We start from the raw sequence: 22845 nt of genomic DNA, 5'->3' as shown, positions 1-22845 counted from the left end.
GTGAGGTCGATGGTTCGAGTCCATTTAGGCCCATTTATTTCTTGGGGAAGTACTCAAGTGGCTGAAGAGGCGCCCCTGCTAAGGGTGTAGGTCGGGAAACCGGCGCGAGGGTTCAAATCCCTCCTTCTCCGTTTTTTCTTTTTAATGGCCCGTTGGTCAAGCGGTTAAGACACCGCCCTTTCACGGCGGTAACACGGGTTCGAGTCCCGTACGGGTCATAGTGAAGCATACAAACATTGTTTGTATGCTTTTTTTATTTTTATTACAAAAAAATGTCGTTGAAAGCGTTGACATTTGTTGTAAATATGTTATTCTTTGGATGTAGGGATAAGTAAATAGATGGATAGTGATTGTTTAAAGACAAGCTAAACCTAATTTTTTCATGAAGCGACAGATGTGTCGTTCTTTTTGAAGAAATTGGGTTTTTCTTTTTTCAACGAAACACAAAGGAGGTGGGGCATTGATTATTCACAAAATTTTAAACAATAATGTGGTTATTACATTAGATGATGATAAACGAGAGCAAATTGTTATGGGCAAAGGAATTGCTTTTAAGAAACGCATTGGTGATTGGGTTCCTGATGAAAGTATCGATCAAGTTTTTTATTTAGCCAATCAAGAAACATCACTTAAGTTTCAAGAATTGTTAGGAAATATTCCTTTAGAGATGATGAAACTCTCGGATGACATTATTGTTTATGCAAAATCAACGTTGAAAAAGAGTTTGAATGATACCATTTATATTTCTCTGACGGATCATTTGTACACAGCTTTAGAAAGAAAAAAACAAGGAATTGCAATTAAGAATTTATTATTATGGGATATTAAACGTTTTTTTCCTGAAGAGTACGAAGTAGGAGTAAATGCTTTAAAAATGGTACAAAAGCGCGTAGGAATGGAATTGTCAACGGATGAGGCAGGTTTTATCGCATTGCACTTGGTGAATGCGGAGATGGAGGAAGAAGTCGGTAATATTTATGAATTGACAAAGTTGATGCAAGAGATTACAAATATCGTCAAATACTATTTTAAGGTAAGTTTTGATGAAGACTCTGTCTACTTTTATCGATTTAGCACACATTTAAAATTTTTCTGTTATCGCTTATTACACCAACGTGAAGTTGTCGAAAATGATGATGAAGAACTGTATGCGGTAATTAAAAAGAAATATCTCAACGCCTATCGTTGCGTGGAAAAGATCAGCTTGTATTTAAATGAGAACTATGACTATCAAGTTTCAAATGAAGAACGCTTGTACCTAACGATTCACATTGCACGAATTGTACAAACAACGGAACAATAAACGCACCACTTTGGATAGTGACATTCAGTTGGCTAAACCTTCAAATGAAAATAAATTTTTGGAGGAAAAAAAGATGGGAAAATATCATGAACTAGCAGAAAAAATTGTAAAAAATGTCGGTGGGCAAGAGAATATTAATAGTTTGACACATTGTATCACACGTCTTCGCTTCAAATTAAAAGATGAGAGTCAAGCGAATGATGATGTCTTAAAAAATATGGACGGTGTGGTAACTGTTATGAAAAGCGGTGGACAATATCAAGTCGTTATTGGGAACCATGTTCCAGCCGTTTACGAAGAAGTAGTTAGTATTGCAGGCTTGTCAGGAGAACGTGAAGAAGAAGCTTCCAGTGGGAATTTATTTGATCGCTTAATAGATATTTTAAGTGGTTGTTTCCAACCCTTTTTAGGGGCGTTAGCAGCGGCTGGGATGGTTAAAGGGTTAAATGCCTTATTGGTTTTCTTAAAGCTCTATACGGCTACGTCAGGGACTTATACCATGTTAAATGGGATTGGCGATGCAATTTTCTACTTTATGCCAGTTATTTTAGGTTATACAGCAGCTAAAAAATTCCGGTTGCATCCAATGGTAGGGATCGTGATTGGCGCAGCTTTATGTTACCCAACGATTCAAGGAAGTGCATTACAAACGGCCTTTGAAACAACAGCGGGTGCCGGAGCCGCAGCACCGTATAATTTATTCGGCTTACCTGCCTATAATACATTTATGGGGATTCCTTGGGTCGGTGCGAACTATACAAGTAGTGTCGTACCAATCATCTTCATTATTGCTTTTGCGGCACAAGTTCAAAAAGTGTTTAAACGGATTATTCCAGAAGTTGTTCAAACGTTCTTAGTACCGTTTTTTGTCTTGTTGATTGCCTTACCAATTGGTTTCTTAGTAATTGGGCCAATCGTGAGCATGCTAACAGATTTATTAAGCGCTGGCTTTACAGCATTAATGAGTTTCTCACCAGCTTTGTATGGTTTGATTCTTGGTTTCTTCTGGCAAGTCTTAGTTATTTTTGGTTTACATTGGAGTGTTGTGCCATTAGCTATTATGCAAGTGACACAAGAAGGTTCAAGCCAAGTATTAACGGGATCATTTGCAGCTAGTTTTGCGCAAACAGCGGTTGTTTTAGCGATGTTCTTCAAATTGAAAGATAAAAAGTTAAAAGCTTTGTGTCCGCCAGCAATTATCTCTGGTATTTTTGGTGTAACAGAGCCAGCAATTTATGGAATCACTTTACCGAAAAAATGGCCATTTATTTATTCAATGATTGGTGGCGCTGTCGGTGGTTTATATTTGATGATCAATAATGTGACAGCATATACAATGGGTGGTTTAGGAATTTTCGGTGTGCTAAACTTTATCAATGGTGATGATGCAAGTGGGATGATTCAGTCCTTTATTGCAATTGCCATTGCAGCGGTCGTTGGTTTTGGTCTAACATTCTTCTTCTGGAAAGACAATACAGTTGAGGAAGAAGAAGTGATTATTGATAAAACAACGATTAAAAAAGAAAATATTACAAGTCCAGTCAAAGGACGAGTGTTATCTTTAAAAAATGCAGAGGATCCTGCTTTTGCAAATGGAGCTTTAGGAAATGGGGTCGTGATTGAACCAACGGAAGGCAAAGTGGTTGCACCCTTTGATGGAACGATTGTCACACTATTCCCAACAAAACATGCATTAGGTTTGATTTCAGATAATGGCACAGAATTATTGATTCATATTGGGATTGATACAGTTCAATTAGAAGGTGAAGGCTTTGAAGCTTTTGTAAAACAAGGTGACCGCGTGAAAAAAGGTCAAACATTAGTAACCTTTGATTTAGAAGGAATTAAAAAAGCTGGGTTTAGTACACAAATTCCAATCGTTGTGACGAATACAGCGGATTATTTAGATATTTTGGAAGTCGGCAGTAATGAAGTTTCAACAAGTGATGATTTGCTGACCGCTTTAATATAAAAAGATGTGGAGGAAGAGAATTTATGGCATTTAGAAAAGACTTTTTATGGGGTGGCGCAACAGCAGCCAATCAATGTGAAGGTGGCTATAACGAAGGCGGACGCGGTTTGGCAAACGTCGATTTAGCACCAACTGGTCCAGATCGTTTTCCAGTAATCACTGGTGAAAAGAAAATGTTTAACTTTGATGAGGAACATTTCTATCCTGCACAAGAGGCGATTGATATGTATCATCGCTATAAAGAAGATATCGCCTTGTTTGGTGAAATGGGTTTTAAAACATACCGTTTATCCATTGCTTGGAGTCGAATTTTTCCAATGGGAGATGAAACAGAGCCGAATGAAGAAGGCTTGAAGTTCTATGAAGACTTATTCAAAGAATGTCATAAATATGGGATTGAGCCACTAGTAACGATTACACACTTTGACTGCCCAATGCACTTAGTGGAAGAATATGGCGCTTGGCGTAGTCGTAAGTTAGTAGGTTTCTATGAAAATCTTTGCCGTGTAATTTTCAACCGATATAAAGGATTAGTCAAGTATTGGTTAACATTTAACGAAATTAATATGATTTTACATGCACCATTTATGGGAGCAGGTCTATACTTTGAAGAAGGCGAAAACAAAGAACAAGTGAAATACCAAGCGGCCCATCATGAACTACTAGCAAGTGCAATTGCGACAAAAATTGCTCATGAGGTAGATCCTGAAAACCAAGTAGGTTGTATGTTAGCGGCTGGTTCCAACTACGCTTATACTTGTAAACCAGAAGATGTTTTCGCTGCTCGACAAGCAGATCGTGAAAATTATTTCTTTATTGATGTCCAATCACGTGGGGAATACCCTGCGTATGCTTTAAAAGAAATGGCCCGTAAAGGTATTCAAATTGAAATGGAAGAAGGCGACGAAGAACTTTTAAAAGAACATACGGTGGACTTCATTTCGTTCTCTTATTATTCTTCTCGTGTCACATCAACAGATCCAGAAATTAATGAGCAAACAGCTGGTAACATCTTTGCCTCTGTGAAAAATCCTTATTTAAAAGCCAGTGAATGGGGTTGGCAAATTGATCCGCTTGGTTTGAGAATTACGATGAATGATTTATATGATCGTTATCAAAAACCACTATTCATTGTTGAAAATGGCTTAGGAGCGGTAGACACACCAGACGAAAATGGTTATGTAGTCGATGATTATCGTATCGATTATTTGGCGGCGCATATTCAAGCGATGAAAGATGCCGTTGAACAAGATGGTGTCGACTTGTTAGGCTATACGACTTGGGGCTGTATTGATTTAGTATCAGCTGGAACTGGTGAAATGAAAAAACGCTATGGCTTTATCTATGTGGATCGCGATAACGAAGGAAATGGTACGTTAAAACGAAGCAAGAAAAAATCGTTTGATTGGTACAAAAAAGTAATCGCAACAAATGGTGAAGATTTAAGTAATTAATAAAATTAGCAACTATTAAAGGGCGTTTGACGTTGGCAGAAAAAACAAGGACTCTTCTGCTAGCGTCAATTCCCTTGATGGTTTCTTTGCTATGCCTAAAAACAGAGGGAAAGAGGGATTTTATGGGATTTCCAGAAAATTTTTTATGGGGCGGCGCAACAGCTGCTAACCAATATGAAGGTGGCTATCTTTCAGGAGGCAAAGGTCTGAGTACATTAGATGCAATTACTGGTGGTAGTCAAACAGAACCGCGACGGATTACGTATTTAACTAAAGAGGGCCAAAAAGCTTCGTGTACGCGCGATCAAGCATTGCCCGAAGGAGCGATTGGCTATATCGATGAAGAGTTATACTATCCTAGCCATGTAGCGACGGACTTTTACCATCATTACGAAGAAGATATCGCCTTATTTGCAGAAATGGGTTTCAAATGTTTTCGGCTGTCTATCGCCTGGAGCCGGATTTGCCCAAATGGAACAAAAGAGATTAATGAAGAAGGCTTAGCCTTTTATGATAAAGTTTTTGATACTTTGCTGCGCCATGGAATTGAGCCTGTTGTGACGATTAACCATTTTGATATTCCGATGTATTTGGCCGATGAATATGATGGTTGGAAAAATCGTGAAGTGATTGATTTCTTTGTTTTCTTTTGCGAAACCATTTTTACACGTTACCAGGATAAAGTGAAGTATTGGATGACTTTTAATGAAATCAATTTTTTAAGAAGTTGGACGCAAATTGGGATTCACAATAATGATAAACAAAGTAAATATCAAGCAGTGCATCATCTATTTGTAGCAAGTGCGAAAGCAGTTGAATTAGGACATTCCATCAATCCAGATTTCCAAATTGGTATGATGGTGGCTTATATTCCAAGTTATCCTTTGTCCTGCAAACCTGAGGACGTGATGGCAGCTGTTCAATTTAACCGAGAGCAAGAATTTTATATGGATGTCCAGGCTAAGGGCTATTATCCAGCGCATAAGCTCAAAGAATTTGAGCGTGAAGGAATGACAATTCAAATGGAGTCAGAGGATTTAGCGATTATTCAAAAAGGAACAGTTGATTATATCGGGTTTAGTTATTATATGTCGACCGTTTCGACTGCTTATCCCGAAGAAGTAAAATATGTCGGAGGCAACCAAATGCCTGCGGTTAAAAATCCTTATTTGCAAGAATCTGAATGGGGCTGGGCTGTCGATCCTTTAGGGTTAAGAATTTCATTGTGTCAGTTGTCAGATCGTTACAATATGCCATTGTTTGTGGTTGAAAACGGGTTTGGTGCGGTGGATACATTGCAAGAGGATGGCTCGATTGTCGACGATTACCGCATTGATTATTTTAAACAACATATTGAAGCCATGAGAACCGCAGTAGAAGAAGACGGGGTTAACTTAATTGGTTATACGCCATGGGGTTGTATTGACTTAGTTTCAGCAGGGACTGGCGAAATGAAAAAACGTTACGGCTTTATCTATGTAGACATGGATGACCAAGGTCAGGGAACCTTGAAACGAACTAAGAAAAAATCATTTAATTGGTACAAACAAGTTATCGCTAGTAATGGTGAAAACTTAACAACTGAGTAGAAAATGAGGGGAAATAAAAAATGAAAAAACGATTGACGATTGTGGGGATGCTTTTTCTGGCCATTTTAGTAATGGTTGGTTGTGGTAAAAATCAGCAAGCAACGACAAAAGAAAAAGAGACAAAACCTGAAGAACTAACTCTTTACATTGTGCGCCATGGAAAAACCATGTTAAATACGACGGACCGCGTACAAGGATGGTCAGATGCGGTCTTAACACCAGAAGGTGAAAAAGTTGTGACAGCAACTGGGATTGGCCTGAAAGATGTTGCCTTTCAAAATGCATATAGTAGTGATAGTGGCCGCGCCTTGCAAACTGCTCAACTTATTTTAGATCAAAATAAAGCAGGCAAAGACCTTGAAGTCGTGCGTGACCCAGATTTACGTGAATTTAATTTTGGTAGCTATGAAGGGGATTTAAACAAGACAATGTGGCAGGATATTGCTGATGATCAAGGTGTTTCCTTAGAAGAATTTATGAAAAACATGACTCCTGAATCCTTTGCCAACAGTGTAGCTAAACTGGATCAACAGCGCGAGGAAAGCAAGAATAACTGGCCTGCAGAAGACTATGCTACAATTACCAAACGTTTGAAAAAAGGCTTAGATAAAATTGTTGCCACAGAATCAGCCAATTCTGGGAATGGCAATGTTTTAGTGGTCTCTCATGGCTTGAGTATTTCAGCGTTGTTAGCAACTTTATTTGATGATTTTAAAGTCCCAGAAGGCGGTTTGAAGAATGCTAGTGTTACAACGATTCATTACAAAAATGGCGAGTATACTTTGGATAAAGTCAATGATGTCAGCTACTTAGAAGCAGGCGAAAAAGAATCAAAATAATCCCTGGATTAGAGAAACAGTCTATTTAGGAGTTGGTGGAGCAAGAAAAGGGTTGCTCCACCAACTCCTATTGTTGTGTTCTTTTTTTATTAAAGGTAGAATCAGAAAGAAGAATTTTTTCATTGGGAGGAAATGAGATGAAAAATAGAACAAAATCACGCTGGAAAAAAATTGTCCTAGGACTTGGGCTTTTTTTAGTAATCTTAGTCATCGGCCTGACTATTTTTATTAAAAATAGTACGTATCAAGCAACCGATTCGGCCTTAAAAATAAGTCAAAGTGCCACGCAAGAAAAAAACTATGATTATTACACAAACGGGCAAAAAAATGATACAGCACTGATTTTTTATCCAGGTGCATTGGTTGCGCCCGCTAGTTATAGTGAATGGGCGCAAGAAGTTGCTACGAAAGGTTACGATGTCTATGTTGTTCATTTTCCTTTGAATTTAGCGGTTCTTGCACCAAATGCTGCAGAACAAATTATAAAGGATCATCCACAACAAAACTTCGTTTTGGCTGGGCATTCTCTGGGTGGTGTGATGGCTAGTCGTTTTGTAGCGGAAAATGAGCAACGAATCAAAGGCATGATTTATTTAGCCAGCTATCCTGACGAAAAAGGTGCACTAAACAAGCAAAATCTGCCGGTTCTGTCAATAACAGCCACAAACGATGGTGTTTTAAATTGGACTAGCTACCAAAAAGCCAAACAGTTTTTGCCAAAAGATACGCAGTATGTATCTATCAAAGGTGGTAATCATGCAGGGTTTGGTAATTACGGTGTCCAAAAAGGAGATAACAAAGCGACAATTTCTAACGAGCAACAGCAAACAGAAATCAGTCAATTGATTGTAGCGTGGCTACAATCACGCCCCAATAAATAATCCGATGAGCCGAAATGTTATTTTTTCGGCTCATTTTTACTGCGATAAACAGAGGGGGTTACGCCTGTTTCTTTTTTAAAAGTGGTGGCAAAATATGCTGCGGTTTGGAAGCCAACTTTTTTCGCGATTTGTTGAATCGTAAGGGGTGAATGGAGAAGCAATTCTTGGGCTTGCCTAATTCGGACACTTGTTAAATAAGCTAATGGGGTTTGTTTCGTCTGTTCCTTAAAGGTTCGCTGCAAATGAAAGGGACTACCGTGGCAGGCTTGCGCTAAATAGTCTAAACTTAAAGGTTCCGCTGAATGCCGATCAATAAATTGCTTAATTTGAGCAACCCATTCCTCGTTAGGAACGACTTGCCCGGTTGGTTGACATCTTTTACATGGACGAAAACCAAGTGTTAAAGCTTCCTGAGCCGTTTTGAAAATCAGAACGTGGTTCTTGTTGGGCACACGGGAAGGGCACGAAGGACGACAAAAAATTTTAGTTGTGGTCACACCATAAAAAAAATCACCATCAAATTGCGTATTATTATTTTGAATGGCTTCCCAACGTTTCTGAGTAAGTCGATACGTTGTTTTCATTGTAAGCACACCTCCCGTTTTCTTCATTGTAAAAGAATCCCTAATAAAAACAAGTAAAAAGTGATAGGAGCGCAAGATTTTGAAAGCCAAAAGAATTATAATGAAGATAAGAAAACACGAGAAAGAAGTGTAGACATATGGTAAAAAAGATTTATTATGCGCAACAAGAATGGCAGAAAGATCACTATTATCTTGGTGTGACAGACGCTGGACTAGCTTTTGTAGGTTCAGCCAATCAATCGATAGAAGAGCTGAAAAACTGGTACCCTCAAGCACAATTAGAAGCTTCTGAAAAGAAAACTGCGCCTTATAAAGAAGCATTAATAAGTTATCTTAACCAACATTCGACAACGTTTGCTTATCCCATAGACATCGAAGGAACACCATTTCAAAAAGAAGTTTGGCAGGCGTTGCAAGAAATACCTTATGGTGAGACAATGACCTATCAAGAAATTTCAGAAAAAATTGGGCGTCCACGTGCGGTTCGAGCAGTTGGCACAGCGATTGGGAAAAATCCTTTATTAATGGTCATTCCTTGCCATCGAGTCATCGGCAGCAAGGGACAATTAACCGGTTACCGTGGTGGTTTAGCAATGAAACAAGCATTATTAACATTTGAACAGTCTTAAAAGGAGGCGGCGATGAACAACTATCAATGGTATACAGAACAATGGGGAAAACCTACAAGAGAGGATGATTTGCTGTTTTTATTGTTGACGGTGGGTGTTTTTCAAGTTGGTTTAAGTTGGAAAGCAGCAGCAGGGAAAAAAGTAGCATTCATGAAAAATTTTTGCCAAATGAAGCCGGAAAAAGTTGCCGCGCTGTTGCCTGACGAAGTCGATCGAATAGTAGCTGATCCAGATATGATTCGCAATCGGCGCAAAATTGAAGCAACCATTAAAAATGCGCAAGCAATTTTAAAAGTACAAGAAGAATTTGGCAGTTTTGCCAATTATCTATGGCAATTTGTAAAAAACGTCCCCGTTTTATCTATTTATGAAGAAGCATACCAAGTCCCACGCACACAGCTTTTGTCAGATAACGTAGCAAAAGACTTAAAAAAAAGAGGATTTTCTTTTGTAGGTCCGATTGTCACCAATATGTTTCTGAAAGCTAGCGGGATTATCCAAGTGGAAATTTTAAATCCAGAATAAAGGAGTGTTAGGATGTTTGAAAATGAATCTCTTAGTTTTGAAGAACAAACAATTATTCAAGCAGCAGAGCGTTATGTTCAACAAGAATTAGCCAACGAAGCAAGTGGCCATGACTGGTGGCATATTTATCGGGTGACACAATTAGCAAAAACAATTGCAGAGAAAGAACAAGCAAATTTATTTTTATGTATATTAACAGCATTGTTACATGATATTGGCGATGAAAAATTTAACGAAAGTGAAGAGGCTGGCTTGCTAAAGGTGCAACAATGGTTGGAAGCGAATGACGTATCAACAGAGCAAACGAATCACATCCTTTCTATTATTGCTAATATGTCCTTTAAAGGAGGAAATACTGGGAAAACAGTCACTACATTAGAAGGAAAAGTGGTCCAGGATGCGGATCGATTAGATGCCATCGGCGCGATTGGAATTGCACGGGTGATGGCTTATTCGGGAAATAAAGGCCGTCTAATTCACGATCCCCACAAACAACCTCGTGAACAGTTAACCCAAGAAGAATACCGGAATGGGGAAGATACTGCCATTATGCATTTTTATGAGAAACTTTTAAAGTTAAAGGAACAAATGAATACAAATTATGGTCGCTTATTGGCGGAAAAGCGTCATCAATTTATGGAACTTTATCTGGAGGAATTTTATCAAGAGTGGGACGGACACCGATAAATGAGGGCCAACTAAAACAGTCAGTACATTTCTTTTTGAATTTTAAGAGAACTCTTTTTTACAAATACCTCAGAAGTGGTAAAATGATGGATGAATAAACGGGTGGTTTATCTTAGTTTTACGTTACATATAGGAGGTAATTATGGAGACAAAAAAATCGAGTGGCATGTTTGCAGTTATTGCCGCACTGATTGCGAATATTTTAGTAGCGATTAGTAAATTTGTTGGTTTTGCTTTAAGTGGTAGTACCGCTATGATGAATGAAAGTATCCACAGTGTCGTAGATTGTAGTAACCAGGTGTTATTACTTTTTGGGAATAAGCGCGCTTCTCGTGGACAAAGTGCATTACATCAATTTGGAGAAGGCCGTGCAAAATACTTTTTTAGTACAATTGTTGCAACGATGCTCTTTTTTGGTGGGGGTGCGTTAGGCGTAATGGAGGCTATTCAGAAGTTACTGCATCCCTCTCACGAAGTAGAAAATGTGGCTATTGTCATTGGTATTTTAATTTTTGGTTTGCTTGTGGAAGGTAGCTCGTTGCGTGTAGCGATGAAAGAAATCAAAGAATTGAATACAGAGAAGTTATCGCTCTTAAAATTTTTGCGAGAAAGTCGTCACAGTGAAATTTTAATTATTTTTACGGAAGACTTTTGTGCGGTTATTGGTTTGTGTTTAGCTTTGGTGGGGACCCTTTTAACGATGGTAACTGGGATTGCTGCATTTGATGCTATCAGTGGTTTACTGATTGGTTTACTATTAATGTGTGCAGCCATTTTCTTAGCGAAAGAATTTTATAGTTTGATTATAGGCGAAAGTGTGACCGCTACAGATTTAGCAAAAATTAAAACTGCATTTGATCGGGCGGATGTTGAAAAACTAATTGATGTAAAAACCGTTCATTTAGGCCCAACTGAAATTTTAGTAGCGGCAAAAATTGATGTGGTAGAACCAATGGAAGAAGATGCACCTGATGTTGTGAATGCGATTGAACGAGACATTCGCAGTAAAATGCCTGATAAAAAAATCTATATCTATATTGAAGTTGACGATTATGATGTGAATTACGTTCGTAAATAACAAATGAAAGAATAACTTTAAAAAACAATATGGGGGAAGAAACGATGCAAGAGGCAATTATAACAAGTACAGTAGATTTAACCAGTGGTGGTTGCAACGCCTGTGGTTTAGTGGAAGATACCGTCTACACATTAGCAATGAATGGAGTGAACATTCCGTTAGATGGCTTGACAGTTGCTCATCTAGTTTCTGCTGTTGTTGCCAGAAATGGATTTAAACAGGAGCTGCAAATGGATATGCTAGATGACGAATATATCCTTTATCGAAAAGAAGACACAGCAGTAACCTTTAAAGAAACGTACAATCATTTAAGCTACGATAACGGTTCTGAAAAAATCCAATCTAAAAATAAACTGGAAGATTTACCAAAACTTTTTGAACAAGTCAATCAAATCCTAACAACTGTTTTTGGAATTGAAACTGTCAATTTTATTATAGAATAAAGTACAAAATAGAACAGAAATTGGACAATCAATGAGTGAAAGAGATTGTCCAATCTCTGTTTTTTAATGTATAAATAGAAAATAAAGACAAAAAATGATTAAGTTAAGTGAACGCCTTTATCGACATAAATGATGTCACCGACCACACCACTAGCTAGTTCACTGACTAAAAAGGCACAAGTGTTTCCGACTTCTTCAATGGTTACACCTGTTTTATCTGGTGTCCGCTCATTAGAAATACTAATCAATTGATCGTAGTCTTTTACACCAGTCACAGCCAATGTTTTAATCGCTCCTGCGGAGATTCCATTGACACGAATTTTATCTGCAGCTAATTCAAAAGCTAAATATTTCACGGCAGTTTCTAAAGAAGCTTTAGCAATCCCCATCATATTGTAGTTAGGAATCGCACGTTCGGAACCTAAATACGTCAATGTGACAATTCCTGAACCAGGATTTAACAAAGGTTTCGCATAATGAGTGACTGCTAAAAGAGAGTAGCTACTAATATCTTGTGCTAATAGGAAACCATCACGAGTGATGTCACTAACGTTTCCAGACAATTCTTCTTTTTTGGCAAAAGCAATCGCATGGACTAGTCCATCGATTGTGCCCACTTCGTTTTTAATTGTTTCAAAGGCTGCTTGAATGGACGCATCAGAAGCAACATCGCACTCCACCAACAAATCATTTTCATCTGCTAATTTAACTACTTGCTTTTTCATGCGTTCGTTTTGATACGTATAAATAACATTGGCCCCTTGATCTTTTAATGCTTTTGCACAGCCCCAAGCAATACTTTTTTTGTTGGCAACACCCATTACGACGACATTCTTATTTTGTAAAAACATATAAAATCTCCTTTAATAAAAAATTTTTGTTGATAGAATAGGCTTTTCTTCATCAAAATGTAAAAGTTACATTTATTGAGTTGACGAATAAAATTTCAACTGGTATTATCTGTGTGAGAATGATAACAAAATCTTCTCAATTTTCTAATCTTGAAAAAAACAGACATTTTTCCTGATGTCTGAATTATTAACCAAAATACTTTGAAAGTCAAACTATTTTTCTTATTTTTTAAGAAAAAGTGCTGGAAACCGCATGAAATAATAGTTTGATAATCAAAATAAACTCGGAGGTACAGTATGAAAAGAGTGGTCATAACCGGCATGGGAGCCGTAACACCATTAGGCAATACCGTAAAAGAATTTTGGCATAATCTAGTGGATGGCAAGCTAGGAATTGGCAAAATCACTAAATTTGATTCTGAAGATACTGGGGTAGCTTTGGCTGGCGAAGTGAAAGAGTTTGACCCAAGTGCTGTTTTAGAACGCAAAGAGCAAAAAAGAATGGACTTATTTTCTCAATATGGCTTGGTGGCTGCTTTAGAAGCGTGGGAAATGAGTGGTTTAACAGAAGCAACGATTGACCCGACTCGTTTAGGTGTGATTGTCGGTAGTGGGATCGGCGGGATGACTACCTTACAAGACCAAGTACGGGTAATGGATAAAAAAGGCGCAAAACGCGTAACACCATTTTTCGTGCCTATGGTAATTGCTAATATGGCAGCGGGAAATATTTCGATTCGTCTAGGTGCAAAAGGACCTTCTCAAACTATCGTGACTGCTTGTGCTTCTGCGACGAATGCGATTGGTGAAGCTTTTCGCACGATTAAATATGGTTTAGCGGACATGATGGTAACTGGTGGCACAGAAGCCACAGTATGTGAAATTGGGATTGCCGGTTTTGCGGCATTGAATGCTTTAAATACAACAGAAGATGCGACTCGGGCTTCGATTCCTTTTGATAAAGAACGAAAAGGTTTTGTGATGGGTGAAGGCGCAGGAATGCTGGTTTTAGAAGAACTCGAGCATGCACAGAAACGTGGCGCAACTATCTACGGCGAAATTGTTGGATATGGCAGCAACTGTGATGCTAGCCACATGACCGCTCCTTTAAAAGACGGTAGTGGCGCGGCGGCTGCGATGGAAATGGCGATTGCGGAAGCAGGGATTACGCCGGAACAAATTGGGTATATCAATGCTCATGGTACGTCAACCCCAGCGAATGACGCTGCGGAAACAACGGCCATCAAACGTGTCTTTGGTGAGCGAGCATCGCAAATTCCAATTTCAAGTACAAAGAGTATGACTGGACATTTATTGGGCGCGGCTGGCGGTATCGAAGCGATCGCTTGTGTACAAACATTGCAAGAAGGAAAAGCTCATCCGACAGTAGGCTACCAAGTTGCTGATCCAGATTGTGATTTAGATTATGTCACAGAAGGTGCACGTGACATTACAGCGGACTATACAATTAGTAATTCGTTTGGCTTTGGTGGCCATAATGGTGTAATTTGCTTGAAGAAATGGGAGGAAAACTAGTATGAAAAAAGTAATGACTGCAACAGAAATTATGGAAATGATTCCTAATCGCTATCCGATTTGTTATATTGATTATGTGGATGAAATTATTCCAAATGAAAAGATTATTGCAACAAAAAATGTGACAATTAACGAAGAATTTTTTCAAGGACATTTCCCTGGAAATCCAACAATGCCAGGCGTTTTGATTATTGAAGCATTGGCACAAGTAGGTTCGATTTTAATCTTAAAAATGGATCAATTTGAAGGTGAAACGGCCTATATTGGCGGTATCAACAAGGCCAAATTCCGTCAAAAAGTGGTCCCTGGTGATGTCTTGAAATTACATTTTGAAATCGTCAAATTACGTGACTTTGTCGGCATCGGCAAAGCGACTGCTTACGTGGAAGATAAAAAGGTCTGCGAATGTGAATTGACGTTTATTGTGGGACGATAAGAATCAATCAATTTTGGATACGTTAGTTTCCCTAAGAAAAGGAATAAGTCATATTGGCTTATTCCTTTTTAAATTTATATAAATAACACTAACGCAAAAAAACATGCTATAATCATAAAAAGCTTATGTGAAGGTGGTAAGCTTATGAGTAAAACAATTTACAGGAGGGTTTTTCTTTTGGATATTTCAGTAGAGTTTTCGGGACATAAATTGGCGAATGTGTTAATGAACGCATCAGGCATTCATTGTATGACAATTAAGGAAATGGATGAGTTAGCGGCTTCTCAAGCAGGTGCTTTTGTCGCTAAGACAGCAACACCTAATCCTCGTCAGGGCAATGAGGAGCCTCGGTATTTTGATACACCATTAGGAAGTATTAACTCAATGGGCTTGCCTAATTTAGGGATTGATTATTATTTAGATTATCAGATTGCACGTCAAAAGGAATTTCCTGAGGAGTTACGCTTTTTATCTGTATCTGGTATGAATTATGAGGAAAATATCGCTATTTTAAAAAAAGTGCAAGAAAGTGAATACACAGGAGTGACAGAATTTAATTTGTCTTGTCCCAATTTACCTGGTAAACCGCAAATTGCTTATGATTTTGAATTAACAGAAAAGCTTTTAACAGAAGTTTTTCAATTTTTTACTAAACCATTAGGTGTAAAATTACCCCCATTTTTTGATATTGCACATTTTGACGCAATGGCTGAAATTTTAAATAAATTCCCTTTAGTATACGTGAATAGTATTAATAGCATCGGTAATGGTTTATATATTGACAGTGACAAGGAAGAAGTGGTCATTAAACCAAAAGGAGGCTTCGGTGGACTGGGCGGCGAATATGTCAAACCAACAGCGTTAGCCAATGTTCGTGCGTTTGCGCAACGTTTGAAACCAGAAATCAAAATTATTGGAACGGGCGGTATTACATGCGGAAAGGATGTTTTTGAGCATCTTTTATGTGGTGCGACATTAGTACAAGTTGGCACACAATTGCATCAAGAAGGTCCACAAGTTTTTGAGCGTCTAGCCAAAGAATTACAAGAAATCATGGCAGCAAAAGGTTATGAAAGTATTGAAGAATTTCGTGGGAAATTGAAAGAGATGTAACAAAAAACCGTCAAGAAAATTTCTTGACGGTTTTTTTGTTATTTCACAGCCTTAACATTTTCCATAAAGGCTTCCAAATATTCAGGTTGTGTTAATTGTTGGTTACAGGTGTCGCTATCATGGCAAATGTAATTGCCTTTTTTCGTGTAGGTTCCGTCACCGCCTGATTTGGTGGTAGCTAGGAACATAGACACATTCGTGATTGTTTGACAGATGGAGCAAACACCTTTAACAATGGTGGGTGAAAGGGTGCCGTGGACGCCGATTAATTTATTTTCTCGATAAGCTAAGATAAATTTTTTCTGAGTCCCAGCGTCGTTCCAACCGACATAGGTATTGTTCCGTAAATCCATGTTTTCCCACTCAGGAATCTTTAACTTTTTCACTTTGCGAAAGACTTTCGTGACTTGTGGTGTTGAAGGTTCTTTAAAGGGCAACACGGTTTCTTTTAATTCATCTAAATATTTTTCAGCACGTGCGCGTGTTAAACGACGATCCATCACTTTGTCCAACAAAATCGTAACAGCAGGGTGTTCTTCTGGAAATAACCCATTGATTTTTTCGGCACATAGGGCCTGGACAGTTTTGACAGTCGTAGCATCGTTGACAGACGTATAGGTGTTTAGTAACACAGCGACTTGTTCTTTAATTATGTTAAATTGGTAAGGTTGAATAGTTGGGTTCATGATTTTAAATTCCTTTCAAATAGACCGAATACATACGCTGAAAGGCAATTTGTCTCACCAACGTATGTTTAGTGACAGACAACCTCATGTGTTTTTGATAAAGATAGCGTTTGACGTATCATATCATCACCCCCTTTAATGATTGATTTTTTCTATGTAAAAAGTGAAAATAATTGATGAAAGCTTGGTAATTCTAACGCAATTCAAGAAAAAAGGCAAGTTAAACTCGTTTTATTTCCCAATTCAATGTCTGGGGAGTGATAAACTTCTAAAAAAGATACGTGATTTCCTAGATTAATCCTAGGTTATTTGCTACAATAATGAAGAATTAACCAGAGAAAAGGAGAAATTACAATGATTGCAGCAAGCGATTTAAAAGCCGGTATGACTTTTGAGCAAGACGGCAAATTAATTAAAGTAATGGAAGCTAGCCACCACAAACCAGGTAAAGGTAACACGGTTATGCGTATGAAATTAAAAGATGTTCGTACGGGTTCAACAACAGATACAACAATGCGCCCAGATGAAAAAGTGAAAAAAGCGCACATCGATACAAAACCAGTTCAATATTTATACAGTCAAGATGATATGGCTATTTTCATGGATTTAGAAACATATGAACAATATGAAGTACCAACTGCTTTAATTGAAGAAGAACTAAAATATTTATTAGAAAATATGGAAGTAAAAATTCAATTTTATGGTGAAGAAGTCATTGGTTTAACTTTACCAACAACGGTAATCTTACGTGTTGCTGAAACGCAACCTTCAATCAAAGGCGCAACAGTAACTGGTTCTGGTAAACCTGCTACAATGGAAACAGGATTAGTTGTTAACGTTCCAGATTTTGTTGAAGCAGACGAATTATTAGAAATCAATACTGCGGAAGGTACGTATTTAAAACGTGCTAAATAAGTAGCAGAAAAACAGAAGGCTAGCCTTCTGTTTTTTTTGGTCTATTAATTCTTTTACATATAAGAAAACCATTGGTGTGATAGGAAATAGCAATCGTTAGAATCGTTGACACTAGAAAATGGGAAATGGTATAGTTTGGTCAACACATGACGAAGGAGGAAATCAACCATGACGAAAAAACAAGCTAGCCTTTTTTTAGAAACGGAAAGCTGTTGTTGTATGGTGCAAAATAGTGCAGCATACTCTTTTGTGATGGGGAAAACCTCCGTTATTTCTGAAAAATTGCCTAACACGATTCCTCTCTGAATCTAGACAACCAGAAATAAACAAAAAAGGTGCTGATGCGATCAGCACCTTTTTGTTTTATGTACATGTATTAGAAGGAGGAATTCGCTATGATTGTTCAGTCAATTTTAGACACAATCGGAGCAACACCATTATTTGAATTTACAAGTGAACAATATCCTATGCCAGAAGGCACTAAAATTTATGCGAAACTAGAATATTTGAATCCAGGTGGCAGTGTCAAAGATCGGCTTGGTGTGCATCTTCTCAAAGAAGCAATGAAAACGGGAAAGATAAATCAAGCCACAACAATTATTGAACCGACAGCGGGGAATACAGGGATTGGCCTGGCATTAGCTGCCAGTCAACTGGGCCTCAAGACAATCTTTGTTGTGCCAGAAAAATTTAGTCAGGAAAAACAACAGCTGATGCAAGCGTTAGGTGCTAAAATTGTCCCTTCGCCAACAGAGCAAGGGATTGTCGGAGCGATAACTAGTGCCAAAGACTTAGCCAAGGAAATTCCTAATAGTTACGTGCCGTTACAATTTGAAAATCCGGATAATCCTGCTGCTTACTACGAAGGATTAGGACCTGAAATTGTTCAAGACCTAGGCGGGAAGATTACTAGCTTTGTCGCAGGTTTAGGCAGTGGTGGAACGTTTGCAGGTGTTGGCAGATATCTCAAAGAACAAAATAGTAAGACGCAATTATGGGGTGTGGAGCCAGAAGGTTCAATTTTAAATGGCGGACCTGCACACGGACATGAAATCGAAGGTATTGGCGTGGAGTTCGTGCCGCCTTTTCTTAAACAGATTCCTGTGGACGGCTTTTATACCATTTCAGACGAGGATGGTTTTTTCTGGGTCAAACAATTAGCCAAGAAAAGCGCTTTGCTGGTGGGAAGCTCCAGCGGCGCAGCGTTTGCGGCGGCATTAAGAGAGGCGCGCCGCTTACCAGCAGGTAGCACAATTGTAACTATTTTTCCTGACGGTAGTGACCGTTATTTATCAAAAAATATTTATTCTTAGGAGGAAAACTTTTATGAAATTCAATACCAAATTAATTCATGGCGGCATTAGTAAAGATACAACAACAGGTGCAGTGAGTGTTCCTATTTATCAAACGTCAACCTTTGAACAAAACGGCGTGGGCCAGCCCAAAGAATATGAATATTCTCGTTCAGGTAATCCCACACGTCACGCGTTAGAAACCTTAATTGCTGAGTTAGAAGGTGGGAGCCATGGCTTTGCGTTTAGCTCAGGCTTAGCGGGTATTCATGCAATCATTTCTATGTTTGGACCCGAAGATCATATTTTATTAGGTGACGATGTCTATGGGGGCAGTTTCCGTTTATTGGACAAAGTATTTGTAGCAAATGGGTTAAGCTATACGATTGTAAACGCCAGCGACTTAGCAACAATTGAAGCCGCAATTCAGCCAAATACAAAAGCCTTGTTTTTGGAAACACCAAGTAATCCACTGTTAAAAATTACAGATATTGAAGCGGCGGCTAAGCTTGCTAAAAAACATCAGTTGTTAACCATTGTCGATAATACGTTTGCAACGCCTTATTTTCAACGGCCGTTAGCGTTAGGTGCTGATATTGTGGTTCACAGCGGGACAAAATATTTAGGGGGCCATAGTGATGTAGTTTCTGGTTTAGTCGTAACGAATCATCCAGAAAGCGCAGAAAAGATTGCCTTTTTACAAAATGCGATTGGCGCTGTTTTAGGACCACATGATAGTTGGTTGGTCCAACGTAGTTTAAAAACATTAGGCGTCCGGATGGCAGCGCATGCCCAAAATGCTCAAAAAATCGCAGAATTTTTAGAAGCGCATCCAGCTGTAGCAACGGTGTATTATCCAGGACTAGCGAGTCATCCTGGTCACGAAATTGCACAAAAACAGATGTCGGGGTTTAGTGGTATGATTTCTTTTGAATTAGCCAAGGATGAGCAAGTCGTTCCTTTCGTAGAAACGTTGGAAATTTTTACTTTAGCGGAAAGTTTAGGTGGCGTAGAAAGTTTAATTGAAGTACCTGCCATTATGACTCACGCATCTATTCCCAAGGAAAATCGTGAAGCCGTGGGAATTAAAGATGGACTCATTCGTTTATCTGTAGGAATTGAAGCAGTCGAAGACTTGTTGGCTGATTTAGAAAAGGGATTACAAGCATAAACAAAAGGCCCTCGTCTTTAGACGAAGGCCTTTTGTTTATAATTCTTCTCCATTCGTAGCAATCACTTGTTGATACCAAGCAAACGATTTTTTCTTTCGCCGTTCCAACGTTCCGTGACCATCGTTGTCCTTATCTACATAAATGAAGCCATACCGTTTCTTCATTTCGCCTGTACTAGCGCTCACTAAATCGATGAATCCCCAAGGTGTATAGCCCATCAAATCAATGCCGTCATACGCAACGGCTTCTTTCATCATCTCGATATGTTCACGTAAATAAGCGATTCGGTAAGTGTCGTTAATCGTTCCGTCTGGTTCTAGCTCATCAATAGCACCAAAGCCATTTTCAACAATAAAGAGTGGTAATTCATACCGATCATTGAACCAATTCATTGCATAGCGTAAGCCCATAGGATCGATTTGCCAGCCCCAATCAGATGTTGCTACATAAGGATTTCGCACCAAGTCTTTTGCTTCATTGTAGTCAAAAGTAGGGGCCTTTTCTGCACCTTTCACAGCAAACGACATGTAATAGCTAAAGCCAATATAATCAACACAGCCATTAGCCAAATCAGTTAAATCTTCTTCTGTGACATCTAATGAAATGTTTTTTCGTTTCAAATAGCATTGAATTGCACTTGGATAATGACCGCGGACATGAACATCGGTAAACCAATAACGTTTTTGCATTGCGCTAACACTCATCATCATATCCTCAGGATTACAAGAATAAGGATAAATAGGCACCATCGCAATCATACAGCCAATTTGGAAGTCGGGATTGATAGCATGGCCAATTTTCACTGCACGTGCGCTAGCGACTAGTTCATAATGAGCAGCCTGATACATAATTGCTTCGCGGTCTTCTCCTTCCTGGTAAGCAATACCAGAGTTAGTAAAAGGTGCAAAATCTTCTTCATAATTGGCTTGGTTGTTAATTTCGTTAAAGGTCATCCAATATTTGACTTTTTTCTGGTAACGAGTGAAACAGACTTCAGCAAATTTGACAAAAAAATCAATGACCTGGCGATTGCGAAAGCCGCCATATTTTGTGACTAAATGATAAGGCATTTCAAAGTGAGACAGTGTCACGACTGGCTCAATGCCATTTTTCAAACACTCGTCAAAAAGTGCATCATAAAAACGAAGGCCTTCTTCATTGGGCGTTTCTTCATCTCCGTTAGGAAAAATTCGTGTCCAAGCAATAGAGGTTCGGAAACAATTTAAACCAAGTTCTTTGAATAGTTGAATATCTTCTTGATAGCGATGGTAAAAATCAATCGCTTCATGGTTAGGATAGTGTTCATCTGGTAAAACGCCTGCGGTAATTTTACGAGGAACGCCATGTGCACCGGCAGTCATTACATCCGCCACGCTCACCCCTTTACCGCCTTGGTCCCAGCCTCCTTCTAATTGATGAGCAGAGACAGCGCCGCCCCAAAGAAAATCATTTTTCAAAATTGACATATCGTTTCAGTCCTTTGTTCAAATTTTTATACGTTTTGTGCTTCAACTTTTTCAAGGGTTTCTTCAGTAATCGGTTGATTGGTTTCTTCTGCGTAATTAAGTGCATCCATTTTTTTAGCAAACGGTAAATAGATAAAGAAACTCATCGTTAGTACCACTACTTGAAGCAACGCGGCTTGCCAACCACCAACTAAAAGTCCAGAAATGATTGGAGGAGTAGTCCAGGGAACTTGTACCGCAGTAAAGAGAGGAACCAGTCCTGTGTACAAGGCAAAATATGTCACAACAGAAGAAACAATCGGTGTGATAATGAATGGCACAGCCATGATTGGGTTCATCACGATAGGTGTAGCAAAGACAATTGGCTCGTTAATATTGAAAACAGCTGGCCCAATTGAAAGCCGACCTAATTGCTTGAACTGAGCTGATTTGGCAAAGAAAACCATGAACACGACTAACCCGATTGTCATGCCCGCACCAGTGACCGTTAAAAATTGATCTAAAAATTGTTGTGTAACAATATGGCCACCATTAGCCAGTGTTAAGTCTTTTCCAGATTTCAAAATTTCGGTGTTTTCTAAAGAGTTTGCTTGTAAAATAGGGCCCATGATACCGCCAACGATTGTTGACCCGTGAACACCAAAAAACCAAAAGAGCGGAATGACAAAACCTAATAGTAATGCGCCACCTAGTGAATCTGTGACTCCTTGAAGTGGTGATTGTAGCACTTCGTAAATAAAGTCAAAGAATGTCGTATTGAAGACTTTATCTAGAAGAATGAAAATTAGCATTGCACCAGTTACAATGACGCTGGCAGGAATTAACGCAGTAAAGGAATTGGCCACATTTTCTGGTACAGCTTCTGGTAATTTGATACGAATATCATGACGTAAAAACCAACTATATACAACGCCGACTAACAAACCAACAATAATAGCTGTAATCATCCCTTTGCCAGCTGTCCAATCTTTGTTGATGACATTGCCAACTACTGCGCCAGAAACCGCATCTTTGACTTCAGATGACATAAACAAAATGAAAACCACCATGGCAATCATACCCGCTGGGAGGCCTTCAAATCCCTCGCTTTTTACATACGAGTAGGCAATACCGATGACCGCAAATAACGACATAATCGCAAAAGATGCACCATATGCTTGATTGAAATAAACGGCCAGGCCACTTGCGTTAACCCATTCAGAAATAGCTGTAACTGGGAAATTCGCTAATAGAAGAAATACGGAACCAACAATGGTAAAAGGCATCGTGTAAAGCATCCCGTTCCGTAAGGCAGTAATTGCTTTGGTATTGACGAATTTTAGTACTGGAGGTAATAATTTCTCGTTAATCCATTCGTTCATAAAAATCTCTCCTTTGAAGAATAATATAAATGC

The 22845-nt window shown here is 38.7% G+C and carries 23 protein-coding genes and 2 tRNA genes; 20 read left to right on the top strand and 5 right to left on the bottom strand.

Annotated features, from left to right (window positions below):
- Window positions 1–43 precede the first annotated feature (43 nt).
- The 8 genes from HMPREF2810_RS02520 (at window position 44) to HMPREF2810_RS02485 (ending at window position 8038) form a co-directional block, all read left to right on the top strand.
- Window positions 44–131 (top strand) — tRNA-Ser (locus tag HMPREF2810_RS02520).
- A 15-nt stretch (window positions 132–146) separates the two neighbouring features.
- Window positions 147–218: transfer RNA gene (locus tag HMPREF2810_RS02515), tRNA-Glu, on the top strand.
- A 242-nt stretch (window positions 219–460) separates the two neighbouring features.
- Window positions 461–1303: a BglG family transcription antiterminator LicT gene (gene licT, locus HMPREF2810_RS02510; protein WP_002355181.1), complete on the top strand. Its 843-nt coding sequence runs from the start codon at window positions 461–463 to the stop codon at window positions 1301–1303.
- A 73-nt stretch (window positions 1304–1376) separates the two neighbouring features.
- Entirely contained in the window at window positions 1377–3275 is a 1899-nt protein-coding gene (locus HMPREF2810_RS02505) for a beta-glucoside-specific PTS transporter subunit IIABC (RefSeq protein ID WP_002358327.1), read from the top strand.
- Between the two features lie 23 nt (window positions 3276–3298).
- The gene (locus HMPREF2810_RS02500) at window positions 3299–4729 is read left to right on the top strand and encodes a 6-phospho-beta-glucosidase (protein WP_002355183.1); all 1431 of its coding nucleotides are present in this window, start codon (window positions 3299–3301) and stop codon (window positions 4727–4729) included.
- Between the two features lie 122 nt (window positions 4730–4851).
- Window positions 4852–6318, top strand: a complete 1467-nt coding sequence (locus HMPREF2810_RS02495; RefSeq protein ID WP_002377891.1) for a glycoside hydrolase family 1 protein — start codon at window positions 4852–4854, stop codon at window positions 6316–6318.
- Window positions 6319–6338: 20 nt separating this feature from the next.
- The gene (locus tag HMPREF2810_RS02490; RefSeq protein WP_002355185.1) at window positions 6339–7157 is read left to right on the top strand and encodes a histidine phosphatase family protein; all 819 of its coding nucleotides are present in this window, start codon (window positions 6339–6341) and stop codon (window positions 7155–7157) included.
- Window positions 7158–7294: 137 nt separating this feature from the next.
- Window positions 7295–8038 (top strand): alpha/beta hydrolase, encoded by a 744-nt coding sequence (locus tag HMPREF2810_RS02485; RefSeq protein WP_002383919.1) that lies wholly within the window; start codon window positions 7295–7297, stop codon window positions 8036–8038.
- A gap of 17 nt (window positions 8039–8055) precedes the next feature.
- Here the strand turns inward: HMPREF2810_RS02485 and HMPREF2810_RS02480 are convergent, their stop codons facing one another.
- Complete coding sequence (locus HMPREF2810_RS02480) at window positions 8056–8649, bottom strand: bifunctional transcriptional activator/DNA repair enzyme AdaA (protein ID WP_002383918.1); 594 nt, start codon at window positions 8647–8649, stop codon at window positions 8056–8058.
- A 110-nt stretch (window positions 8650–8759) separates the two neighbouring features.
- Between HMPREF2810_RS02480 and HMPREF2810_RS02475 the strand changes: the two genes are divergently transcribed.
- From HMPREF2810_RS02475 to HMPREF2810_RS02455, 5 genes are all read left to right on the top strand, one after another.
- Window positions 8760–9251, top strand: coding sequence for a methylated-DNA--[protein]-cysteine S-methyltransferase (locus HMPREF2810_RS02475; protein ID WP_002383917.1), 492 nt, complete (start codon window positions 8760–8762; stop codon window positions 9249–9251).
- A 12-nt stretch (window positions 9252–9263) separates the two neighbouring features.
- On the top strand, window positions 9264–9776 hold the full coding sequence (locus HMPREF2810_RS02470; RefSeq protein WP_002355189.1) for a DNA-3-methyladenine glycosylase I: 513 nt from the start codon (window positions 9264–9266) through the stop codon (window positions 9774–9776).
- A gap of 12 nt (window positions 9777–9788) precedes the next feature.
- The gene (locus tag HMPREF2810_RS02465; protein ID WP_002383916.1) at window positions 9789–10463 is read left to right on the top strand and encodes an HD domain-containing protein; all 675 of its coding nucleotides are present in this window, start codon (window positions 9789–9791) and stop codon (window positions 10461–10463) included.
- Window positions 10464–10605: 142 nt separating this feature from the next.
- Entirely contained in the window at window positions 10606–11541 is a 936-nt protein-coding gene (locus HMPREF2810_RS02460; protein ID WP_002355191.1) for a cation diffusion facilitator family transporter, read from the top strand.
- A gap of 29 nt (window positions 11542–11570) precedes the next feature.
- Complete coding sequence (locus HMPREF2810_RS02455) at window positions 11571–11984, top strand: DUF4809 family protein (protein ID WP_002383915.1); 414 nt, start codon at window positions 11571–11573, stop codon at window positions 11982–11984.
- Window positions 11985–12082: 98 nt separating this feature from the next.
- Here HMPREF2810_RS02455 and fabI read toward each other — a convergent pair whose 3' ends face one another.
- Entirely contained in the window at window positions 12083–12835 is a 753-nt protein-coding gene (fabI, locus tag HMPREF2810_RS02450; protein ID WP_002358338.1) for an enoyl-ACP reductase FabI, read from the bottom strand.
- A 297-nt stretch (window positions 12836–13132) separates the two neighbouring features.
- On the opposite strand from fabI, the gene fabF reads away from it, so the two are divergent.
- The 3 genes from fabF to HMPREF2810_RS02435 all read left to right on the top strand — a co-directional run bounded on the left by fabF (window position 13133) and on the right by HMPREF2810_RS02435 (window position 15920).
- Entirely contained in the window at window positions 13133–14371 is a 1239-nt protein-coding gene (gene fabF / locus HMPREF2810_RS02445) for a beta-ketoacyl-ACP synthase II (RefSeq protein ID WP_002358339.1), read from the top strand.
- 1 nt (window position 14372) lies between these two features.
- Entirely contained in the window at window positions 14373–14807 is a 435-nt protein-coding gene (fabZ, locus tag HMPREF2810_RS02440; RefSeq protein WP_002355197.1) for a 3-hydroxyacyl-ACP dehydratase FabZ, read from the top strand.
- A gap of 144 nt (window positions 14808–14951) precedes the next feature.
- Window positions 14952–15920, top strand: a complete 969-nt coding sequence (locus HMPREF2810_RS02435; RefSeq protein WP_002386045.1) for a dihydroorotate oxidase — start codon at window positions 14952–14954, stop codon at window positions 15918–15920.
- A 38-nt stretch (window positions 15921–15958) separates the two neighbouring features.
- Here the strand turns inward: HMPREF2810_RS02435 and HMPREF2810_RS02430 are convergent, their stop codons facing one another.
- Window positions 15959–16606: a FusB/FusC family EF-G-binding protein gene (locus HMPREF2810_RS02430; RefSeq protein ID WP_002355200.1), complete on the bottom strand. Its 648-nt coding sequence runs from the start codon at window positions 16604–16606 to the stop codon at window positions 15959–15961.
- A 354-nt stretch (window positions 16607–16960) separates the two neighbouring features.
- Between HMPREF2810_RS02430 and efp the strand changes: the two genes are divergently transcribed.
- From efp to HMPREF2810_RS02410, 4 genes are all read left to right on the top strand, one after another.
- Entirely contained in the window at window positions 16961–17521 is a 561-nt protein-coding gene (gene efp, locus HMPREF2810_RS02425; RefSeq protein ID WP_002355202.1) for an elongation factor P, read from the top strand.
- Window positions 17522–17689: 168 nt separating this feature from the next.
- The gene (locus HMPREF2810_RS02420; protein ID WP_002366057.1) at window positions 17690–17827 is read left to right on the top strand and encodes a hypothetical protein; all 138 of its coding nucleotides are present in this window, start codon (window positions 17690–17692) and stop codon (window positions 17825–17827) included.
- Between the two features lie 89 nt (window positions 17828–17916).
- Window positions 17917–18834 (top strand): PLP-dependent cysteine synthase family protein, encoded by a 918-nt coding sequence (locus HMPREF2810_RS02415; protein WP_002383912.1) that lies wholly within the window; start codon window positions 17917–17919, stop codon window positions 18832–18834.
- Between the two features lie 13 nt (window positions 18835–18847).
- Complete coding sequence (locus HMPREF2810_RS02410) at window positions 18848–19984, top strand: cystathionine gamma-synthase (protein WP_010715000.1); 1137 nt, start codon at window positions 18848–18850, stop codon at window positions 19982–19984.
- 36 nt (window positions 19985–20020) lie between these two features.
- Here HMPREF2810_RS02410 and genA read toward each other — a convergent pair whose 3' ends face one another.
- Together genA and genB are read right to left on the bottom strand one after the other, a co-directional pair.
- Window positions 20021–21451 (bottom strand): 6-phospho-beta-glucosidase GenA, encoded by a 1431-nt coding sequence (gene genA, locus HMPREF2810_RS02405; protein WP_002383910.1) that lies wholly within the window; start codon window positions 21449–21451, stop codon window positions 20021–20023.
- A 26-nt stretch (window positions 21452–21477) separates the two neighbouring features.
- The gene (gene genB, locus HMPREF2810_RS02400) at window positions 21478–22812 is read right to left on the bottom strand and encodes a PTS sugar transporter subunit IIC (protein ID WP_002355207.1); all 1335 of its coding nucleotides are present in this window, start codon (window positions 22810–22812) and stop codon (window positions 21478–21480) included.
- Window positions 22813–22845: the final 33 nt, after the last annotated feature.

This window comes from Enterococcus sp. HMSC078F03 (genome assembly GCF_001811595.1).
In the GTDB taxonomy this organism is placed as follows: Bacteria; Bacillota; Bacilli; order Lactobacillales; family Enterococcaceae; genus Enterococcus; species Enterococcus faecalis.
The sequence above is the reverse complement of the archived record's forward strand: the minus strand, read 5'-3'. Positions and strand labels throughout refer to the sequence as shown.